This window comes from Amycolatopsis acididurans (genome assembly GCF_012328925.1).
In the GTDB taxonomy this organism is placed as follows: domain Bacteria; phylum Actinomycetota; class Actinomycetes; order Mycobacteriales; family Pseudonocardiaceae; genus Amycolatopsis_E; species Amycolatopsis_E acididurans.
Window position 1 is genome coordinate 50,078 of the sequence record NZ_JAAXLS010000005.1, and the last position, 15,169, is coordinate 65,246.

General features: G+C 68.8%; 15 protein-coding genes. 9 read left to right on the forward strand and 6 right to left on the reverse strand.

Translation table 11 applies throughout. The features are described 5' to 3' along the window. The first annotated feature begins 160 nt into the window (after positions 1-160). The 7 genes from murJ to HFP15_RS10355 all read left to right on the forward strand — a co-directional run bounded on the left by murJ (position 161) and on the right by HFP15_RS10355 (position 7,815). Complete coding sequence (gene murJ / locus HFP15_RS10325; protein ID WP_168514071.1) at positions 161-1,990, forward strand: murein biosynthesis integral membrane protein MurJ; 1,830 nt, start codon at positions 161-163, stop codon at positions 1,988-1,990. A gap of 78 nt (positions 1,991-2,068) precedes the next feature. After that, on the forward strand, positions 2,069-3,658 hold the full coding sequence (locus HFP15_RS10330) for a protein kinase family protein (protein ID WP_168514073.1): 1,590 nt from the start codon (positions 2,069-2,071) through the stop codon (positions 3,656-3,658). 10 nt (positions 3,659-3,668) lie between these two features. Continuing rightward, positions 3,669-4,274, forward strand: a complete 606-nt coding sequence (gene sigM / locus HFP15_RS10335; protein WP_168514075.1) for an RNA polymerase sigma factor SigM — start codon at positions 3,669-3,671, stop codon at positions 4,272-4,274. Continuing rightward, a complete protein-coding gene (locus tag HFP15_RS10340) occupies positions 4,271-5,020 on the forward strand; it encodes an RsmA family anti-sigma factor (RefSeq protein WP_168514077.1) in 750 nt (249 codons plus the stop codon). The genes sigM and HFP15_RS10340 overlap by 4 nt, the downstream gene beginning before the upstream one ends. A 95-nt stretch (positions 5,021-5,115) precedes the next feature. After that, positions 5,116-6,108, forward strand: a complete 993-nt coding sequence (gene trxB / locus HFP15_RS10345) for a thioredoxin-disulfide reductase (RefSeq protein WP_168514079.1) — start codon at positions 5,116-5,118, stop codon at positions 6,106-6,108. 27 nt (positions 6,109-6,135) lie between these two features. Beyond that, positions 6,136-6,462 carry a thioredoxin gene (gene trxA / locus HFP15_RS10350; RefSeq protein WP_168514081.1) on the forward strand — a complete coding sequence of 109 codons (327 nt, stop codon included), beginning with the start codon at positions 6,136-6,138 and terminating at the stop codon, positions 6,460-6,462. 207 nt (positions 6,463-6,669) lie between these two features. Continuing rightward, the gene (locus HFP15_RS10355) at positions 6,670-7,815 is read left to right on the forward strand and encodes an N-acetylmuramoyl-L-alanine amidase (RefSeq protein ID WP_168514083.1); all 1,146 of its coding nucleotides are present in this window, start codon (positions 6,670-6,672) and stop codon (positions 7,813-7,815) included. Here HFP15_RS10355 and HFP15_RS42685 read toward each other — a convergent pair whose 3' ends face one another. Next, the gene (locus HFP15_RS42685; RefSeq protein WP_168514085.1) at positions 7,816-8,490 is read right to left on the reverse strand and encodes a hypothetical protein; all 675 of its coding nucleotides are present in this window, start codon (positions 8,488-8,490) and stop codon (positions 7,816-7,818) included. A 116-nt stretch (positions 8,491-8,606) separates the two neighbouring features. Then, entirely contained in the window at positions 8,607-9,254 is a 648-nt protein-coding gene (locus HFP15_RS10365) for a GNAT family N-acetyltransferase (RefSeq protein ID WP_312871525.1), read from the reverse strand. A gap of 171 nt (positions 9,255-9,425) precedes the next feature. On the opposite strand from HFP15_RS10365, the gene HFP15_RS10370 reads away from it, so the two are divergent. Continuing rightward, positions 9,426-10,739 carry an aminotransferase-like domain-containing protein gene (locus HFP15_RS10370; RefSeq protein WP_168514087.1) on the forward strand — a complete coding sequence of 438 codons (1,314 nt, stop codon included), beginning with the start codon at positions 9,426-9,428 and terminating at the stop codon, positions 10,737-10,739. Between the two features lie 30 nt (positions 10,740-10,769). Further along, positions 10,770-11,720 (forward strand): D-alanine--D-alanine ligase family protein, encoded by a 951-nt coding sequence (locus tag HFP15_RS10375; protein WP_168514089.1) that lies wholly within the window; start codon positions 10,770-10,772, stop codon positions 11,718-11,720. A gap of 138 nt (positions 11,721-11,858) precedes the next feature. Here HFP15_RS10375 and HFP15_RS10380 read toward each other — a convergent pair whose 3' ends face one another. The 4 genes from HFP15_RS10380 to HFP15_RS10395 form a co-directional block, all read right to left on the reverse strand. After that, complete coding sequence (locus HFP15_RS10380) at positions 11,859-12,860, reverse strand: ParB/RepB/Spo0J family partition protein (RefSeq protein WP_168514091.1); 1,002 nt, start codon at positions 12,858-12,860, stop codon at positions 11,859-11,861. Then, positions 12,857-13,759: a ParA family protein gene (locus HFP15_RS10385; protein ID WP_312871526.1), complete on the reverse strand. Its 903-nt coding sequence runs from the start codon at positions 13,757-13,759 to the stop codon at positions 12,857-12,859. The genes HFP15_RS10380 and HFP15_RS10385 overlap by 4 nt, the downstream gene beginning before the upstream one ends. Before the next feature lie 75 nt (positions 13,760-13,834). Then, positions 13,835-14,482, reverse strand: coding sequence for a 16S rRNA (guanine(527)-N(7))-methyltransferase RsmG (gene rsmG, locus HFP15_RS10390; RefSeq protein WP_168514095.1), 648 nt, complete (start codon positions 14,480-14,482; stop codon positions 13,835-13,837). 148 nt (positions 14,483-14,630) lie between these two features. Beyond that, complete coding sequence (locus HFP15_RS10395) at positions 14,631-15,167, reverse strand: Jag family protein (RefSeq protein WP_168514097.1); 537 nt, start codon at positions 15,165-15,167, stop codon at positions 14,631-14,633. Positions 15,168-15,169 lie beyond the last annotated feature (2 nt).

Sequence of the window (15,169 nt, forward strand, 5' to 3'; positions counted from 1 at the left end):
GCCGCCGCGTGGGCAGCAACCGCCGCCGGCCCGGACCCGTCAGCAGCAGCCGCCGCCAAGGCAGGCACCTCCTCCGCAGGCGCCGCCGCCCCAACCAGCGCCGCAACGGCGCGAACCACCGGTCCGGCCGTGGCGCCAGGAGCAGCGGCAGCAGGACAGCATGCCCTTCGGCGCGCCTCCGCTGGCGCCCAACGATCCCGACGCCACCATCTTCATCCCGAGGGTCGGCGGGGTACCGGCCAGCTCGAAATGGCCGGTCGCCGATCCGGACGTGCTGCGTCCCTACGACTCGCTCGCCACCCGGATGCTGCCGCGAGTGCCGAGCAGCGCTCCCGTCGACTCCTTCGGCGAAGGTCCGGGGCTCGACGCGACCGGCTACATCCCGCCCGTCGAGACGAAGCCGGTACCCGAGTCCATCGCGAAGTCCAGCGGCAAGATGGCGATCGCCTCGCTCGTCAGCCGCATCACCGGCTTCCTGTGGAAGATCATGCTGGTCTGGGCCGTGGGTACCGGTGTCGAGAACGACTCGTTCAACATCGCCAACACGCTGCCGAACATCGTGTTCGAGCTGCTGCTCGGCGGTGTGCTGAGCAGTGTCGTCGTGCCGCTGATGGTGCGTTCGCAGGACGATTCCGACGGCGGCGCGGCGTACACGCAGCGCATGCTCACCGTCGGGTTGTCGGTGCTGCTCGTCGGCACGGTGGTCGCCGTGTTCGCCGCGCCCGCGCTGACCTCGCTGTACATGGAGCAAGGCGGGCACGCCAACTCCCCGCTCACCAACGCCTTCGCCCGGCTGCTGCTGCCGGAGATCTTCTTCTACGGCGTGTTCGCGCTGCTCTCGGCGATCCTCAACGCCAAGCACATCTTCGGTCCCACCGCCTGGGCACCGGTGATGAACAACCTCGTCGTCATCGTGACGCTGGCCGTGTTCATGCTGGTGCCGGGCAAGATCTCGACCGACCCCGTGCACATGAGCGATCCCAAGCTGCTGGTGCTCGGCCTCGGCGTGACGATGGGCATCGTCGTGCAGGCGGTGATGCTGGTGCCGCCGCTGATGCGGACCGGGTTCCGGTTCAAATGGCGCTGGGGCATCGACAAGCGGATGAAGGAGTTCGGCGGCCTCGCGCTGTGGATCCTCGGCTACGTCGCGATCAGCCAGATCGGCCTCACCATCAACACGCGGGTGCTGACCGCCGGTGACCCCGGTGGTGTGACGATCTACTCCAACGCCTGGCTGCTGTTCCAGCTGCCCTACGGCGTGATCGGCGTGTCGCTGCTGACCGCGATCATGCCGAGACTGTCCCGCAACGCCGCCGACGGCGACACGCGCAAGGTCGTGGCCGACCTGTCGTACGCCTCGCGCATCTCGACGGTGATGCTGGTGCCGATCGCCGCGGTGATGACGGTGGTCGGGGAGTCGATCGGTGTCGCGTTGTTCAGCGGTGGCGCGAACTCCGCGACCGATGCGGGCAGGCTCGGCGAGGCGCTGGCCATCTCGGCGTTCGGCCTGCTGCCCTACGCGCTGGTCATGCTGCAGCTGCGGGTGTTCTACGCGATGAAGGACGCGCGCACGCCGACGCTGATCATGCTCGTGATGACGATCGTCAAGATCCCGCTGCTGTACCTGTGCCCGGTGCTGCTGGACGACCGCAACATCGTGCTGGGCACGATGATGGTGAACTCGCTGACGTTCGTCGTCGGCGCGATCATGGGCCAGGTCTGGCTGTGGGTGAGCCTCGGCAACCTGCGCAGCAAGCGCGTGCTCGGGGTGATCCTGTTCACCGTCGTGGCGAGCGCGCTCGGCGTCGTCGCGGCGATACTCGTCGGGCTCAGTGTCCCCGATTTCGGCGCGCGGGCCACCGCGTGGGTCAAGCTGATCCTCCAGGGGCTCGTCGGGCTCGCCGTGTCGTTCGGTGTGCTGGCGGCGCTGAAGGTGGAGGAACTCGCGCCCGCGACCAAGAGGTTCACTCGTTTGGTCAAGCGCGGATAACGATCAACGCACGGATAACTCGGATTCACGCGTCGTATTCACGTACCCTCGACAGAGGTGCGTGAAAGAGAGCTTGGGGTGAACGAGAAGCGGAGTGAGGAGTCCGGCGCCGCCCGGACCGGCGTGCGGACGCGGGGAGGTTCCCTCGCGCCCGGCAGCGTCGTCGGCGACGGCAGGTACCGCCTACTCGCCCAATTCGGTATCGATGAACGGGCCGGCGCGCATCTGTGGCGTGCCCGCGACGGTCAGCTGCGCCGCGATGTGGCGCTGACGCTGCTGGTCGGCGATCCCGCCGACGCCGAATCGGCCCGGATGGCCCGGCGCACGCTGGAGCGGGCGGCACACGCGGCGAAGTTCACGCACGACGGCGTCGCCCGCGTACTGGACGTGCTCAGCCTCGGCAGCGGCATCACCTCCGGCGAGGGCCTGCTCGGCGTCGTCGTCACCGAATGGACCAAGGGCACCGACCTGATCGACCTGGTCTCGGAGCATCCGGTCGCCCCGCTCACCGCGGCGCGCATGGTGCAGAAGCTGGCCGAGGCGGTCGAGCGTGCCCACCACGCCGGACTGGTGCTCGGCCTCGACCATCCGCAGCGGCTGCGGCTGACCTCCGAGGGCACGCTGCGGCTGGCGTTTCCGGGCCCGTTGCCGGAAGCGACCCTGCGCGATGACGTCAAGGCCATCGGTGCGGTGCTGTATCTGCTGCTCACGGGCAGATGGGCGCTGCCAGGCGGGCCCGCGGCCATTCCGGCGGCACCACACGCTCCCAACGGGCGGCTGGTGCCGCCGCGCTCGCTGCAGCCGTCCGTGCCGACCGAACTGTCCTCGCTCGCCGTGCGCACCATCGAGGACGGCGGGCACGGCGGCATCCGCACCAGCGCCGCGATCCTGCGTGCGCTGGAACTCGCGGCCGAGGCCGAGGAACGCACCCAGCTGATCAACTCGCAGGGCCCGAAGCCCGACGAGGACGGCACGATCTGGACCACGAAGAAGCCGGTCAAGGACAGGGCGCGGCGGCGCAAGCTCGCGCTGGGTGTGACGGTGCTGGTCGTCGCGGCGGTCGGCATCCTGGCCTGGCTCGGCATGCTGGCCATCAGCTTCTTCCAGGACAGCCCGAACTCGGGCGGCCCGGCGATCAACGTCGCCGCACCGACCACCACGGCGGCGCCGCCACCGGCGAGCACCCAGCCGCCGGCGCCCAGCACGCCGCCTGGACAGGCACAGCTCGGCGCGGCGGTCGCGCCCGGCGGAATCGCCGTGTACAACCCGGACGGCGATGGTGACAACACCAGTCGCGCGAAGAACACGATCGACGGCGACCCGGGCACGATCTGGCGGACCGACCAGTACAACCAGCAGTTCCCGACGATCAAGAAGGGCGTCGGGCTGATCGCGAACTTCGACAACCCGATCAACCTGGCCAAGGTCACGATCGCCGCGAACAGCCCCGGCACCGTGGTGGAGATCCGGCTCGCGGATTCGGAGGATCCGCAGCTCAGCGACACCAGGGTCGTCGGCAACGCCACCCTCAACGGGCCGACCACGGACATCACCCTGCCGCAGCCGCAGCAGGCACGCTATGTGATCGTCTGGATCACCCAGCTGAGTAAGAGCGGGTCGAAGTACCAGTCCCAGATAGGCGAATTGACCTTCGTGCCCGCCCAGTAGTCTCACCCGGGTGACCGCAGCTGCACCGACGGACGCCGATCTCATCGCGGCACACGCCTCGGGGGACCCCAACGCCTTCAGTGAACTGGTCAGACGCCATCGGGACCGCATGTGGGCGGTGGCCCTGCGCACCCTGCGCGATCCGGAGGAAGCGGCGGACGCGCTCCAGGACGCCTTCATCTCGGCGTTCCGCGCCGCGGGCAACTTCCGTGCCGAGTCCGCCGTGACCACCTGGCTGCACCGGATCGTGGTGAACGCCTGCCTCGATCGGGTGCGCCGCAAACAGGCGCGGCCGACGGTGCCGCTGCCCGAGACCGGGTTCAACGAACCCGCCACCCCGCGTGACTTTATGGCCGACCGGGAGACCAGGCTGGTCATCAACGACGCTCTGGACCAGTTGCCCGAGGATCAGCGCGCCCCGATCGTGCTGGTCGACGTCGAGGGCTACTCGGTGAGCGAGACGGCACGGATGCTCGGCATCGCCGAGGGAACCGTGAAAAGCCGGTGTGCGCGAGGTCGCGCCAAACTCGCGAAGGTTCTCGGTCATCTGCGGAACCCCGATGCGATTGCGAACGTCCCAACTTCCGAAAGCAAACGGCAGCGGGAGGGACGATGACAGACGAGAACCGGGCGATCGGTGCAGCCGGTCCGCCTTGGTCTGTCGACCTGCTCGCTGACCTGCACGCCGGAGTACTGACCGAGGCGCAGGCAGCGGAGTTGTGGCCACGGGTCCAGGCGGACCCGGAGGCTCGCGCGATCATCGACGCCCTCGAAGCCACCTCGGCCGACCTGGCGAATCTCGGTGCGGCGCCCGCGCCGCCCATGCCCGCCGACGTCGCGGCACGCATCGACACGGCACTCGCGGAAGAAGCCAGACAGGCGTTTCCGCAGGTCGCGCCGGTGGTCAGCCTCGAGGACGCGCGCCGGAAGCGGAACAAGCGCATCGGCTGGGCGACCGGCGTGGTCGCCGTGGCCGCTGCCGCGATCGCCGCGGTGGCCATCGCGCTGCCGAAGACCGAGACGACCAGCGGCACCCCGGTCGCGGCCCCGCCGTCGAGCGGGACGGCGGCCGAACCGCCGCTGGCGCTGCGCAGCGACCAGCCGCAGGCCGCGGTCGGGCAGCTGGCGGCGGGGAAGAAGGACTACGGCTCGCTCGGCACACCACAGGCGCTCGACTCCTGTCTGCAGGCCGCCGGTTATCCCGCGGGACAGTCCCCCGTCGGGGTCAGGCCGGGCACCATCGACGGTCAGCCTGCCATTCTGGTGCTGCTCACCACGGGAAAGATCGCCGAGTTCCGGCTGGTGGCGCTGTCCCCGTCCTGCGGGCCGAAGCCGCTGCTGGACAAGGTGGTCGGCAGGTAGTTTCCACCAGGCGCGACGCCTGTCACCGCCGGGAACACCTGACCTTACGATCGTGTTGAGCCTGGTACGCAGGTCACGACGAGCGGAGGTCACGGGTGGCTGCAGAGGACGTTCGGAACCTGATCATCGTGGGGTCCGGACCGGCCGGATACACGGCGGCGGTCTATGCCGCGCGCGCGCAGCTCGAACCGCTGGTGTTCGAGGGTTCGCAGTTCGGTGGTGCGCTGATGACCACCACCGAGGTGGAGAACTACCCGGGTTTCCGGGACGGCATCCAGGGCCCGGATCTGATGGACGAGATGCGCAAGCAGGCGGAACGCTTCGGCGCCGAGCTGCGGGCCGAGGACGTGGAGCAGGTCGAGCTGACCGGCCCCGTCAAGTACGTCACCGCCAACGGTGTCCGCTATGCCGCGAAGGCGGTCGTACTGGCGATGGGCGCCGCGCCCCGGTACCTGCGCGTGCCGGGTGAGCAGGAGCTGCTCGGCCGCGGCGTGTCGTCCTGTGCGACGTGTGACGGGTTCTTCTTCCGCGAGCACGACATCGCGGTGATCGGCGGCGGCGACTCGGCGATGGAGGAGGCGACGTTCCTCACCAAGTTCGCCAAGTCGGTCACGATCATTCACCGGCGCGAGGAGTTCCGTGCCTCGAAGATCATGGTCGAGCGGGCCCGCGCGAACGAGAAGATCCGCTGGGCGCTGAACAAGCAGGTCACCGAGGTGCTCGGCGACGGCAAGGTCGAGGGCGTCAAGCTGCGCGACACCGTCACCGGCGAGGAGTCGACGCTGGACGTGACGGGCTTCTTCGTCGCGATCGGCCACGACCCGCGCAGCGAGCTGGTGCGCGGCCAGGTCGAGCTGGACCCGGAGGGCTACGTGCTCACCAAGGGCCGCACCTCCTACACCAACCTCGACGGCGTGTTCGCGGCCGGCGACCTGGTCGACCACACCTACCGGCAGGCCATCACGGCGGCGGGTTCGGGCTGCTCCGCGGCGATCGACGCCGAGCGCTGGCTCGCCGAGCACGCCGCGACCGAAGCCGCCGAAACCGCACCGGAACTGGTCGGCGGCGGCTACGGCCCGGCCAACTGACGAAGCTCCCACAAGTAAGGAGAGAACATGTCCGACACCGTGAAGGTGACCGATTCCTCGTTCGCGGACGACGTGCTGACCAGCGAGACGCCGGTGCTCGTCGACTTCTGGGCGACCTGGTGCGGGCCGTGCAAGATGGTCGCGCCGGTGCTCGAGGAGATCGCCTCCGAGCACAAGGACAAGATCAAGATCGCGAAGCTGGACATCGACGAGAACCCGGGCACCGCGCGTGACTACCAGGTCATGTCGATTCCGACGCTGATCCTGTTCCAGGGCGGCAAGCCGGTCAAGCAGATCGTGGGCGCCAAGCCCAAGGCGGCCCTGCTCTCGGACCTTTCCGACGTTCTGGCCTGAGCAAGGCAACCAGAACCCGGGGGAGCGCGTCTTCACTGGACGGCCCCCGGGTTTTCTGCTGCCTGACGAACGGCCGGGTGACGCACCGACCGGCCCTGCGTGGTCACAGAGAGTCCACAAGGCAGAATAAGAATCCGGGTCAAGGCCCGGGACAGTTTGTGTCGCATCGGATTTCGTCTCCGGTGCCCAAGGAAGAGCGAGGAGTGCATGCGGGTGCTCCGCCGCGGTGACGCCGGAGAAGACGTCGCTGAGATCCGGTCGATGCTGGTGTCATTGGGTCTGCTCAAGGCCATCGGCGAGACGGGCGGCCAGGTTGGCTTCGACCACGAGGTCGAGAGCGCCGTCCGTGGTTTCCAGCAACGCAGGGGTTTGATCACCGACGGCGTCGTGGGTCCGGCGACCTACCAGACGCTGCGCGGCGCGACCTACCACCTCGGCAGCAGGCCGCTGGCGTTCCTCATCTCCTCGCCCGTGCACGGCGACGACGTGTTCGCGCTGCAGGATCGGCTCACCGAGCTCGGGTACGACGCCGGCCGGCCGGACGGCCTGTTCGGGTCGCGGACCGAGAAGGCGCTGCGCAGTTTCCAGCGCGACTACGGGCTGGTGATCGACGGTATTTGTGGCCCCGCGACGGTCAGGGCGCTGCGGCAGCTCTCGCCGCGTGCGCGCGGCGGCCGACCGGTGCTGCTGCGTGAGCAGGAGCAGGTCCGGCAGGCCGGGCCGCGGTTGCGCGGCAAGCGGATCGTCATCGATCCCGGCCACGGCGGCGGTGATCTCGGTGTCGAGGTGTCCGGGGTGCGCGAGTCCGAGCTCGTGTGGGACCTGGCGCGCCGGCTCGAAGGCCGGATGAAGGCGACCGGCATGGAGGCCCTGATCTCGCGGGGTCCCGACCACGGCCCGAGCGAGGCGCAGCGCGCGGCGTTCGCGAACGAGGCGGGCGCGGACCTGTTCCTGTCGCTGCACTGCGACGCCAACTCCTCGCCACACGCCCAGGGCGTCGCGACGTTCCATTTCGGCAACGGCTACGGCACCACGTCGACGGTGGGTGAGCTGCTCGCGGGCTACATCCAGCGTGAGCTGGCCGCCCGGACGGGCCTGCTGGACTGCCGCACGCACGCGAAGACGTGGGAGATCCTGCGCCTGACCCGGTGCCCGGCGGTGCGGATCGAGATCGGCTACCTGACGAACCCGAACGACCGCGCGCGGATGTCGGATCCGGCGTTCCGCGATGTGGTCGCGGAGGGGATCCTCGTCGCGGTCAAGCGCCTGTACCTGCTCGGCGAGGGCGACCAGCCGACGGGCACGTTCACCTTCGCCGACGTGCTCGCGCACGAACTCGCCAAGGCGGAGTAGTCACGGCGGCGGCAGGAGCACCGCGATCTGTGTCGCCGCGTCCATCTCCTCGCCGTCCGGATGCCCACTGGCCGGGGCGGCTTCGGAGATGACGGCGAGCGCGCCCCTGCGGTCGGAGCTGTAGTACCGCCCGGTGAAGCGGATGCCCTCCAGGCCGAGTGCGGCCGCGCCGAGCGGAGAGACGTTCCCGGTGCCATCGGTGTCCGCGAGGTCTGTGAGCTTGCGCGCGGCGGTTCCACTGGCCATCCGCACCCAGGCGATCGACACGACGATCGTGTTGCCGTTCCCGTCCGCGACCGCCAGCAGCGTGCGGTCGAGGGACTTACACGGGTCGCGGACGAAGAACTCCCGCACCTGGCCGTAGGAGTTGACGGCGCATTCGGCGGCGTGCTCGATCTTGCGACGGAGCTGCTGCCAGCCCATCCGGCTCCAGGCCTGTTCGGAGCGTCCTTTGCGCGCCTCGCTCTTGCCGCTCTCGGTCTTGGTGTGCAGGCTCTGACCTGCGACGGAGTCGGCCGCCGTGCCGCCTCCGGCCCCCGCTCCGCCGATGCCGCTCGCCCCGAAAGCGACCGTCCCGGCCAGCGCGGTCGCGGCTACCGCGACGCCGCCCTTCTTGTTGAAACGCGGCCGCGTCCGTCCCTGCGCGTCCTTGTAGAAGCCATCTGGTTTCCCCACAGCGGTTGATCGTCGTTCAACGAACGCATCCGAATCGGCGAAACCAGCATGATCCACCCGAACAGCCCACAAGGCTGTGGACAACCTCGAATTCCATCCACAGTTCTGTGGATAACTCAGGCGCGGGCGGTGCTCGGTTCCGCCGTCGAGATGGTGACCTGGCCGAGGAGACGTTCCAGCGCGGCCTCGACGTCGGCCTTCCACGAGATCGCCGAGCGCAGTTCCAGGCGCAGCCGCGGCCACTTCGGATGCGGCCGCACGGTCTTGAACCCGACCGCGGTCAGGAAGTCCGCCGGAACCACGCAGGTGTGGCCCAGTACGTCGTTGCCCGCGTCATCGGGGCTCGCATCGCCGAAGGCTTCGATGGCGCGCACGCCACGGCGGGTGAGATCCTTCGCCACGGCCTGCACCAGCGTGCGACCGAGGCCGCCGCCGCGGAACTCCGGCAGCACGTGGAACCCGGTCAGCAACACGGCGTCCGCGCTGGGCGGCGAGGTGGGGAAGGCGCTGGCCCTCGGCACGGCGTTCGGCGGCGCGTAGAGCACGAAGCCGACCGGCAGCGTGTCGCTGTAGATCAGCCGGCCGCAGGAGCCCCACTCGAGCAGCACGCTGGAGACCCAGGCCTCCTTCTCGACCTCGGTCTGCCCGAACTCCTCCGCCTGCGCCTTCATGTGCGGCGCGAGCTCCCAGTAGACGCAACGCCGACAGTGCTTGGGTAGCTGTTCCAGGTTGTCCAGCGTGACGCCCACGACGCGACGCGACACCCGACCTCCCAGAATTGCGTGTGTGACCGGCTCACGGGCACGACGGACCGCCACTGCCTAATAGCCGCTTCTGAGGATAGGCGCATGTGACGCACGCCGAAAGGCAGGGAAAGTCACAAGACCGGGTGGTTACACTCGACTGACTGCCCGCCGACACGCTTGCGAAGTGCTATGACTGCCTTGCCGCCCGAGAGAACTGGTCGCCACAACCTCGATCCGCATCTTGCCCGGTACGCCGCGCGTACCGAGGGCATGACGGCCTCGGAGATCCGAGCGTTGTTCGCGGTAGCCAGCCGGCCGGAGGTCGTGTCGCTGGCGGGTGGTATGCCGAACCTCGCGGCGCTGCCGTTGGACAGCCTCTCCGCACAGGTCGGCGAGCTGATCGCCGAAGAAGGGCTCGTAGCGCTCCAGTACGGCTCCGCGCAGGGCATTCCGGTACTCCGGGAGCAGATCTGCGACATCATGGCCCTGGAGGGCATCTCAGCCCACCCGGACGACGTCGTGGTGACCGTGGGCTCCCAGATGGGGCTCGACATGGTCACTCGGCTCTTCTGCGACCCCGGGGACGTCGTGATCGCCGAAGGCCCGTCCTACGTCGGCGCCCTCGGCTCGTTCGCCGCCTACCAGGCGCAGGTCCTGCACGTCACGATGGACGACGACGGGCTCGTGCCGGAGGCGCTGCGTGCGGCACTGGACCAGGCGGAGCGCGCGGGTAAGCGCGTCAAGTTCCTGTACACGATCCCGAACTTCCACAACCCCGCCGGCGTGACGCTGGCCACCGGCCGTCGCGCCGAGATCCTGGCGATCTGCCGTGAGCACGGCGTGCTGGTGGTCGAGGACAACCCGTACGGGCTGCTCGGCTTCGACGGCCAGACCTACCCGGCGCTGCGGTCGCTCGATCCGGAGAACGTGGTCTACCTCGGCTCGTTCTCCAAGACCTTCGCCTCCGGGCTGCGGGTCGGCTGGGTGCTCGCGCCGCACGCGGTGCGCGAGAAGCTGGTGCTGGCGGCCGAGTCGGCGACGCTGTGCCCGCCATCGCTCAACCAAATGATCGTCTCGCGCTACCTGGAGACGCACGACTGGAAGGGCCAGATCAAGACCTTCCAGGAGAACTACCGCGAGCGCCGGGACGCGATGATCTCGGCGCTGGAGCAGCACATGCCGGCGGGCTGCACCTGGACGCATCCCGACGGTGGCTTCTACGTGTGGGTCACGGTTCCCGAGGGCGTCGATACGAAGGCGATGTTGCCCAGGGCGGTCACGGCGCGCGTCGCGTACGCCTCCGGCACCGGTTTCTACGCCGACGGTTTCGGCAGCAGGCAGATGCGCCTGTCCTACTGCTACCCGACGCCGGAGCGGATCAAGGAAGGTGTGCGACGGCTTGCCGGCGTGCTCGAGTCCGAAATGGACCTCGTCCGCACGTTCGGTAACGTCAGCATGAAACCGATCTCCGGGCCGGAGAATCCCTCGCCGGACACGGCCTGAGTCCACAATAGACACTCAAGGGAGTACGGCGTGGTGTTGCCCACCATCGCAGTTCTCGCAGGCGGGCTTTCGCACGAGCGCGATGTCTCCCTGCGTTCCGGCCGTCGGCTTTCCGCCGCCCTGCGCGGGCAGGGCCTGACGGTCGAGGAATGGGACACCGACGCGGGGCTGCTCGACCGGTTGCGCAATCAGCGCCCGGACGCCGCGGTCGTCGCGCTGCACGGTGGTGAGGGCGAGAACGGCTCGGTGCAGACCGTGTTGGAGATGCTGAAGGTGCCCTACGTGGGCACCAGCTCGCAGGGCTGCCGCCGGGCTTGGGACAAGCCGACCGCGAAGGCGCTGCTGGCGCAGGCGGGGTACTCGACGCCCGACTGGGTGGTGCTGCCGCACAGCACCTTCCGCGAACTCGGCGCGCAGGGCGTGCTCGACGCGATCGTCGATCATCTCGGGCTGCCGCTGATTCTCAAGCCGGACCAGGGCGGGTCGGCGTTGGGCGCGCAGGTGGTGCGTGACGCGGCCGAGCTTCCCGCGGCGATGGTCGCCTGCTTCGCCTACGGGGACACCGTTCTGGCCGAGCAGTACATCGAGGGCGTCGAGGTCGCGGTCGCCGTCGTCGAGCGGGATGGTGGGCCGCAGGCGCTGCCTGCCGTGGAGATCGTTCCGGAGAGCGGCGTCTACGACTACACGTCGCGCTACACCGCGGGACTGACGGACTTCTTCGCGCCGGCACGACTGTCGGAGGCGGCGGCGAAGGCGGTCGGGGAGCTGGCGGTCGCGGCGCACCGGCTGCTGGGCCTGCGCGACATCTCACGCACGGACGCGATCGTCGCCGCCGACGGCACGGTCCAGTTCCTCGAAGTGAACTCGTCGCCCGGTCTCACCGAGACGTCGACCGTCCCGATGGCGATCGAGACCTCCGGCGCCTCACTCGGCGAGGTGTTCGCCGATCTGGTCAACCGCGCCATCGCTCGCGAGGCCTGATCTCACGTTCGAAGGCCCCCTTCGCACCGTGAACTGCTCCCCGGAAGTTGGACTGAAAATTCAGTTCCAGCTTTCGGGGAGCAGTTCACCGCGAAGGGGGCCTTTCGCTATTCATCACCGTGACGAAACGACCTGGTGTCATTCATCATCGGTCAGCGGTGTCCGATTTGCCGCTTCCGGCGCCATGAGCGACACAATTCGCTCCAGGTCGTCCACCGAACCGAACTCGACGACGATGCGGCCCTTGCGACGACCGAGATCGACCTTCACGCGAGTGTCGAAGGTGTCCGACAGACGAGTGGCCAAATCCTGAAGACCGGGGGACTGCATCGCCTTGCGCGGCTGCGCCTTCGGCTTGGCAGGAGCCTCGCTCTTCTTGAGCGTGACCGCCTCCTCCGTGGCACGCACCGACAGGCCTTCCGCCACGATCCGGGCCGCGAGGTCTTCCTGCGCCTCCGCCTCCTCCAGCGACAGGAGAGCGCGGGCGTGTCCGGCCGAGAGCACACCGGCGGCCACTCGCCGCTGCACGGGAAGCGGCAGCTTCAGCAGCCGGATGGTGTTGGTGATGACCGGACGGCTGCGGCCGATCCGTCCGGCGAGCTCCTCATGGGTCACCTCGAACTCGTCGAGCAGCTGCTGATACGCGGCCGCCTCTTCGAGCGGGTTCAGCTGAACGCGGTGGATGTTCTCCAGCAATGCGTCGCGCAGCATCGCCTCGTCGGCGGTCTGACGGACGATCGCGGGGATCGTCTCCAGCTCCGCCTGCTGCGACGCCCGCAGCCGGCGCTCGCCCATGACGAGCTCGTACTCGTCACCCGGCAGCTCGCGCACGACGATCGGCTGCATGAGCCCGAACTCGCGGATCGAGTGTTCGAGTTCGGCGAGTGCATCCTCGTCGAAGACCTGGCGCGGCTGCTTCGGGTTGGGCTTGATCGCGCTGAGGGGGACCTCGCGATAGACCGCGCCCGCCACTTCGCCGCCGTGGGGCTGGACGGAACTGTTGGCCGCGAACCAGTCCTTGTCGCCGTTGCGCGTGGACGTCTCGGTCTTCACCTCCACCGTCGCGCCCTCGGCGACCGTGGGTCCGGTGGGGATCAGCGCCGCCAGGCCGCGGCCGAGTCCCCCTCTGCGCTCGGTCATAGTGTTCCGCTCCTCGATCCGTTGGTGCTACCGCGTTCGGCGATCTCCCGCGCCGCGTCGACGTAACTCATGGCGCCACGTGAACCCGGGTCGTACGCCAGCACGGTCTGGCCGTAGCTGGGTGCTTCCGAGACCTTCACGTTGCGCGGGATGACCGTCTTCAACACGGTGTCGCCGAAGTGCCCCCGCACCTCGGCGGTCACCTGGTCGGCCAGCTTGGTCCGGCCGTCGTACATCGTGAGCAGGATCGTGGAGACCGCCAGCCCCGGGTTGAGGTGCTTCTGCACGAGGTCGATGTTGCTGAGGAGCTGACCGAGTCCTTCCAGCGCGTAGTACTCGCACTGGATCGGGATCAGCACCTCGCGGGCGGCCACCATCGCGTTCACCGTGAGCAGGCCGAGCGAGGGCGGGCAGTCGATGAAGACGTAGTCGACGCCGACCTGATCGATCGCCTCGGAGGAGAGTGCCTCCTTGAGGCGGGACTCCCGGTTGGGCATCTCCACCAGTTCGATCTCGGCACCGGCGAGGTCGATCGTGGCGGGAACGCACAGGAGGTTGGGGGACTGCTCGGACACGGCGGCCGCGTCCGCGAGGGACACCTCACCGAGAAGCACCTCGTAGACGGACGGGGTGCCGGAACGGTGGTCGACGTTGAGCGCCGTGCTCGCGTTGCCCTGCGGGTCGAGGTCGATCACCAGCGTCTTGAGTCCGTGGACCGCGAGCGCTGCCGCCAGGTTGACCGCACTGGTGGTCTTGCCGACGCCACCCTTCTGGTTGGCCACGGTCAGCACCCGCCGACGGTCGGGCCGCGGGAGCATGTTGGGTTCGGGATGCAGAACGCGCGCCGCGCGCTCGGCTTCTTCGGCGATGGGGGTCCAGTCTGACGAAGGCGGGGTCACCGGCCGAGCCACCTCTCTGGTATCGACGCTTGAACCGCGCGGCGGCGCGGTTTCACGTGGAACATGGCCATCTTTTCATCCCGCTCGCTTTGACTGCGCGCGGACTCGTTCGACAATCACAACTGTCGTGGGCGTCTCGAGAAGAGCGGTCCCACACTCGGAGACAGTGGGCGTGCTACCGCCGGCGCGGGCGACGGCGGCCGCGTCGCGGGCCACTTCGTCCCGCGCACTCGCCCCCTTCAATGCAAGCATGATGCCACCTTCCCGGAGCAGCGGCAGACACCAGCCCGCCAAACGCGCCAGGGGAGCGACCGCGCGTGCCGTTACGACGTCGACAGCGCCCAGCTTCTTGCGAATCGTGCGCTCCTCGGCGCGGCCGCGCACCACGCTGACCCCGAGCGAGAGGTCCTCCACGACCTCCTCCAACCACTCGACGCGACGCGCCATGGGCTCGACGAGGGTGATCTCTAGGTCGGGCCGGGCGAGCGCCAGCGGAATGCCGGGAAGACCCGCGCCGGATCCGACGTCCACCACGGTGGCATCGCGCGGCACGCGCTCGGCGATCACGGCGGAGTTCAGGATGTGACGCTCCCACAGCCGGTCGATCTCGCGGGGACCGATCAGTCCACGCTCGACTCCATGCCGCGTCAGCAGCTCGGCATAGCGTTCGGCACCGTCCAGCCCGTCGCCGAACACCTGGGCTGCCACCTCGGGAACGTCCACTCGCCCTCCGTTTCACGTGAAACCACGACCGAAGTCGATTGTCCCCGACGCCAACATCATGAGGGGGAGGCGGACCCGTTTCACGTGAAACCGATCAAAAAAAGAACGCCCCGCCGGAACCGGCGAGGCGTTCTCTGTCTTCTGGCTGTCAGTCTTCGCTGTCCGGGATAACGACAACGCGACGCTTCGGCTCTTCGCCTTCGCTCTCGCTGTGCACGCCGTCGACAGCGGCGACCGCGTCGTGCACGACCTTGCGCTCGAACGGGCTCATCGGCTGGAGCCGCACCCGCTCGCCGCTCTTCAACACCGACTCCGCGGTGGACCGGCCGAGCTCGCGCAGCTCCTCGCGGCGACCCGCGCGCCATCCGGCGATGTCGAGCATCAGTCGGCTGCGCGTGCCCGTCTCCTGCTGCACCGCGAGCCGGGTCAGCTCCTGCAGCGCCTCGAGCACCTGCCCCCGGCTACCGACCAGCTTCTCCAGATCGTCACCGCCGTCGATGCTGACAACCGCGCGGCCCGCCTCCACATCAAGGTCGATGTCACCGTCGTAGTCCAAGAGGTCCAGCAGGCGCTCCAGGTAGTCCCCGGCGATGTCGCCTTCCCGCACCAGCAGATCGGCGCTCGTGGACGTGCTCTCCTCGGCCTTGGGCTGTTCGGTCTCGACCGCCTCGACCGTCTCCGACATCA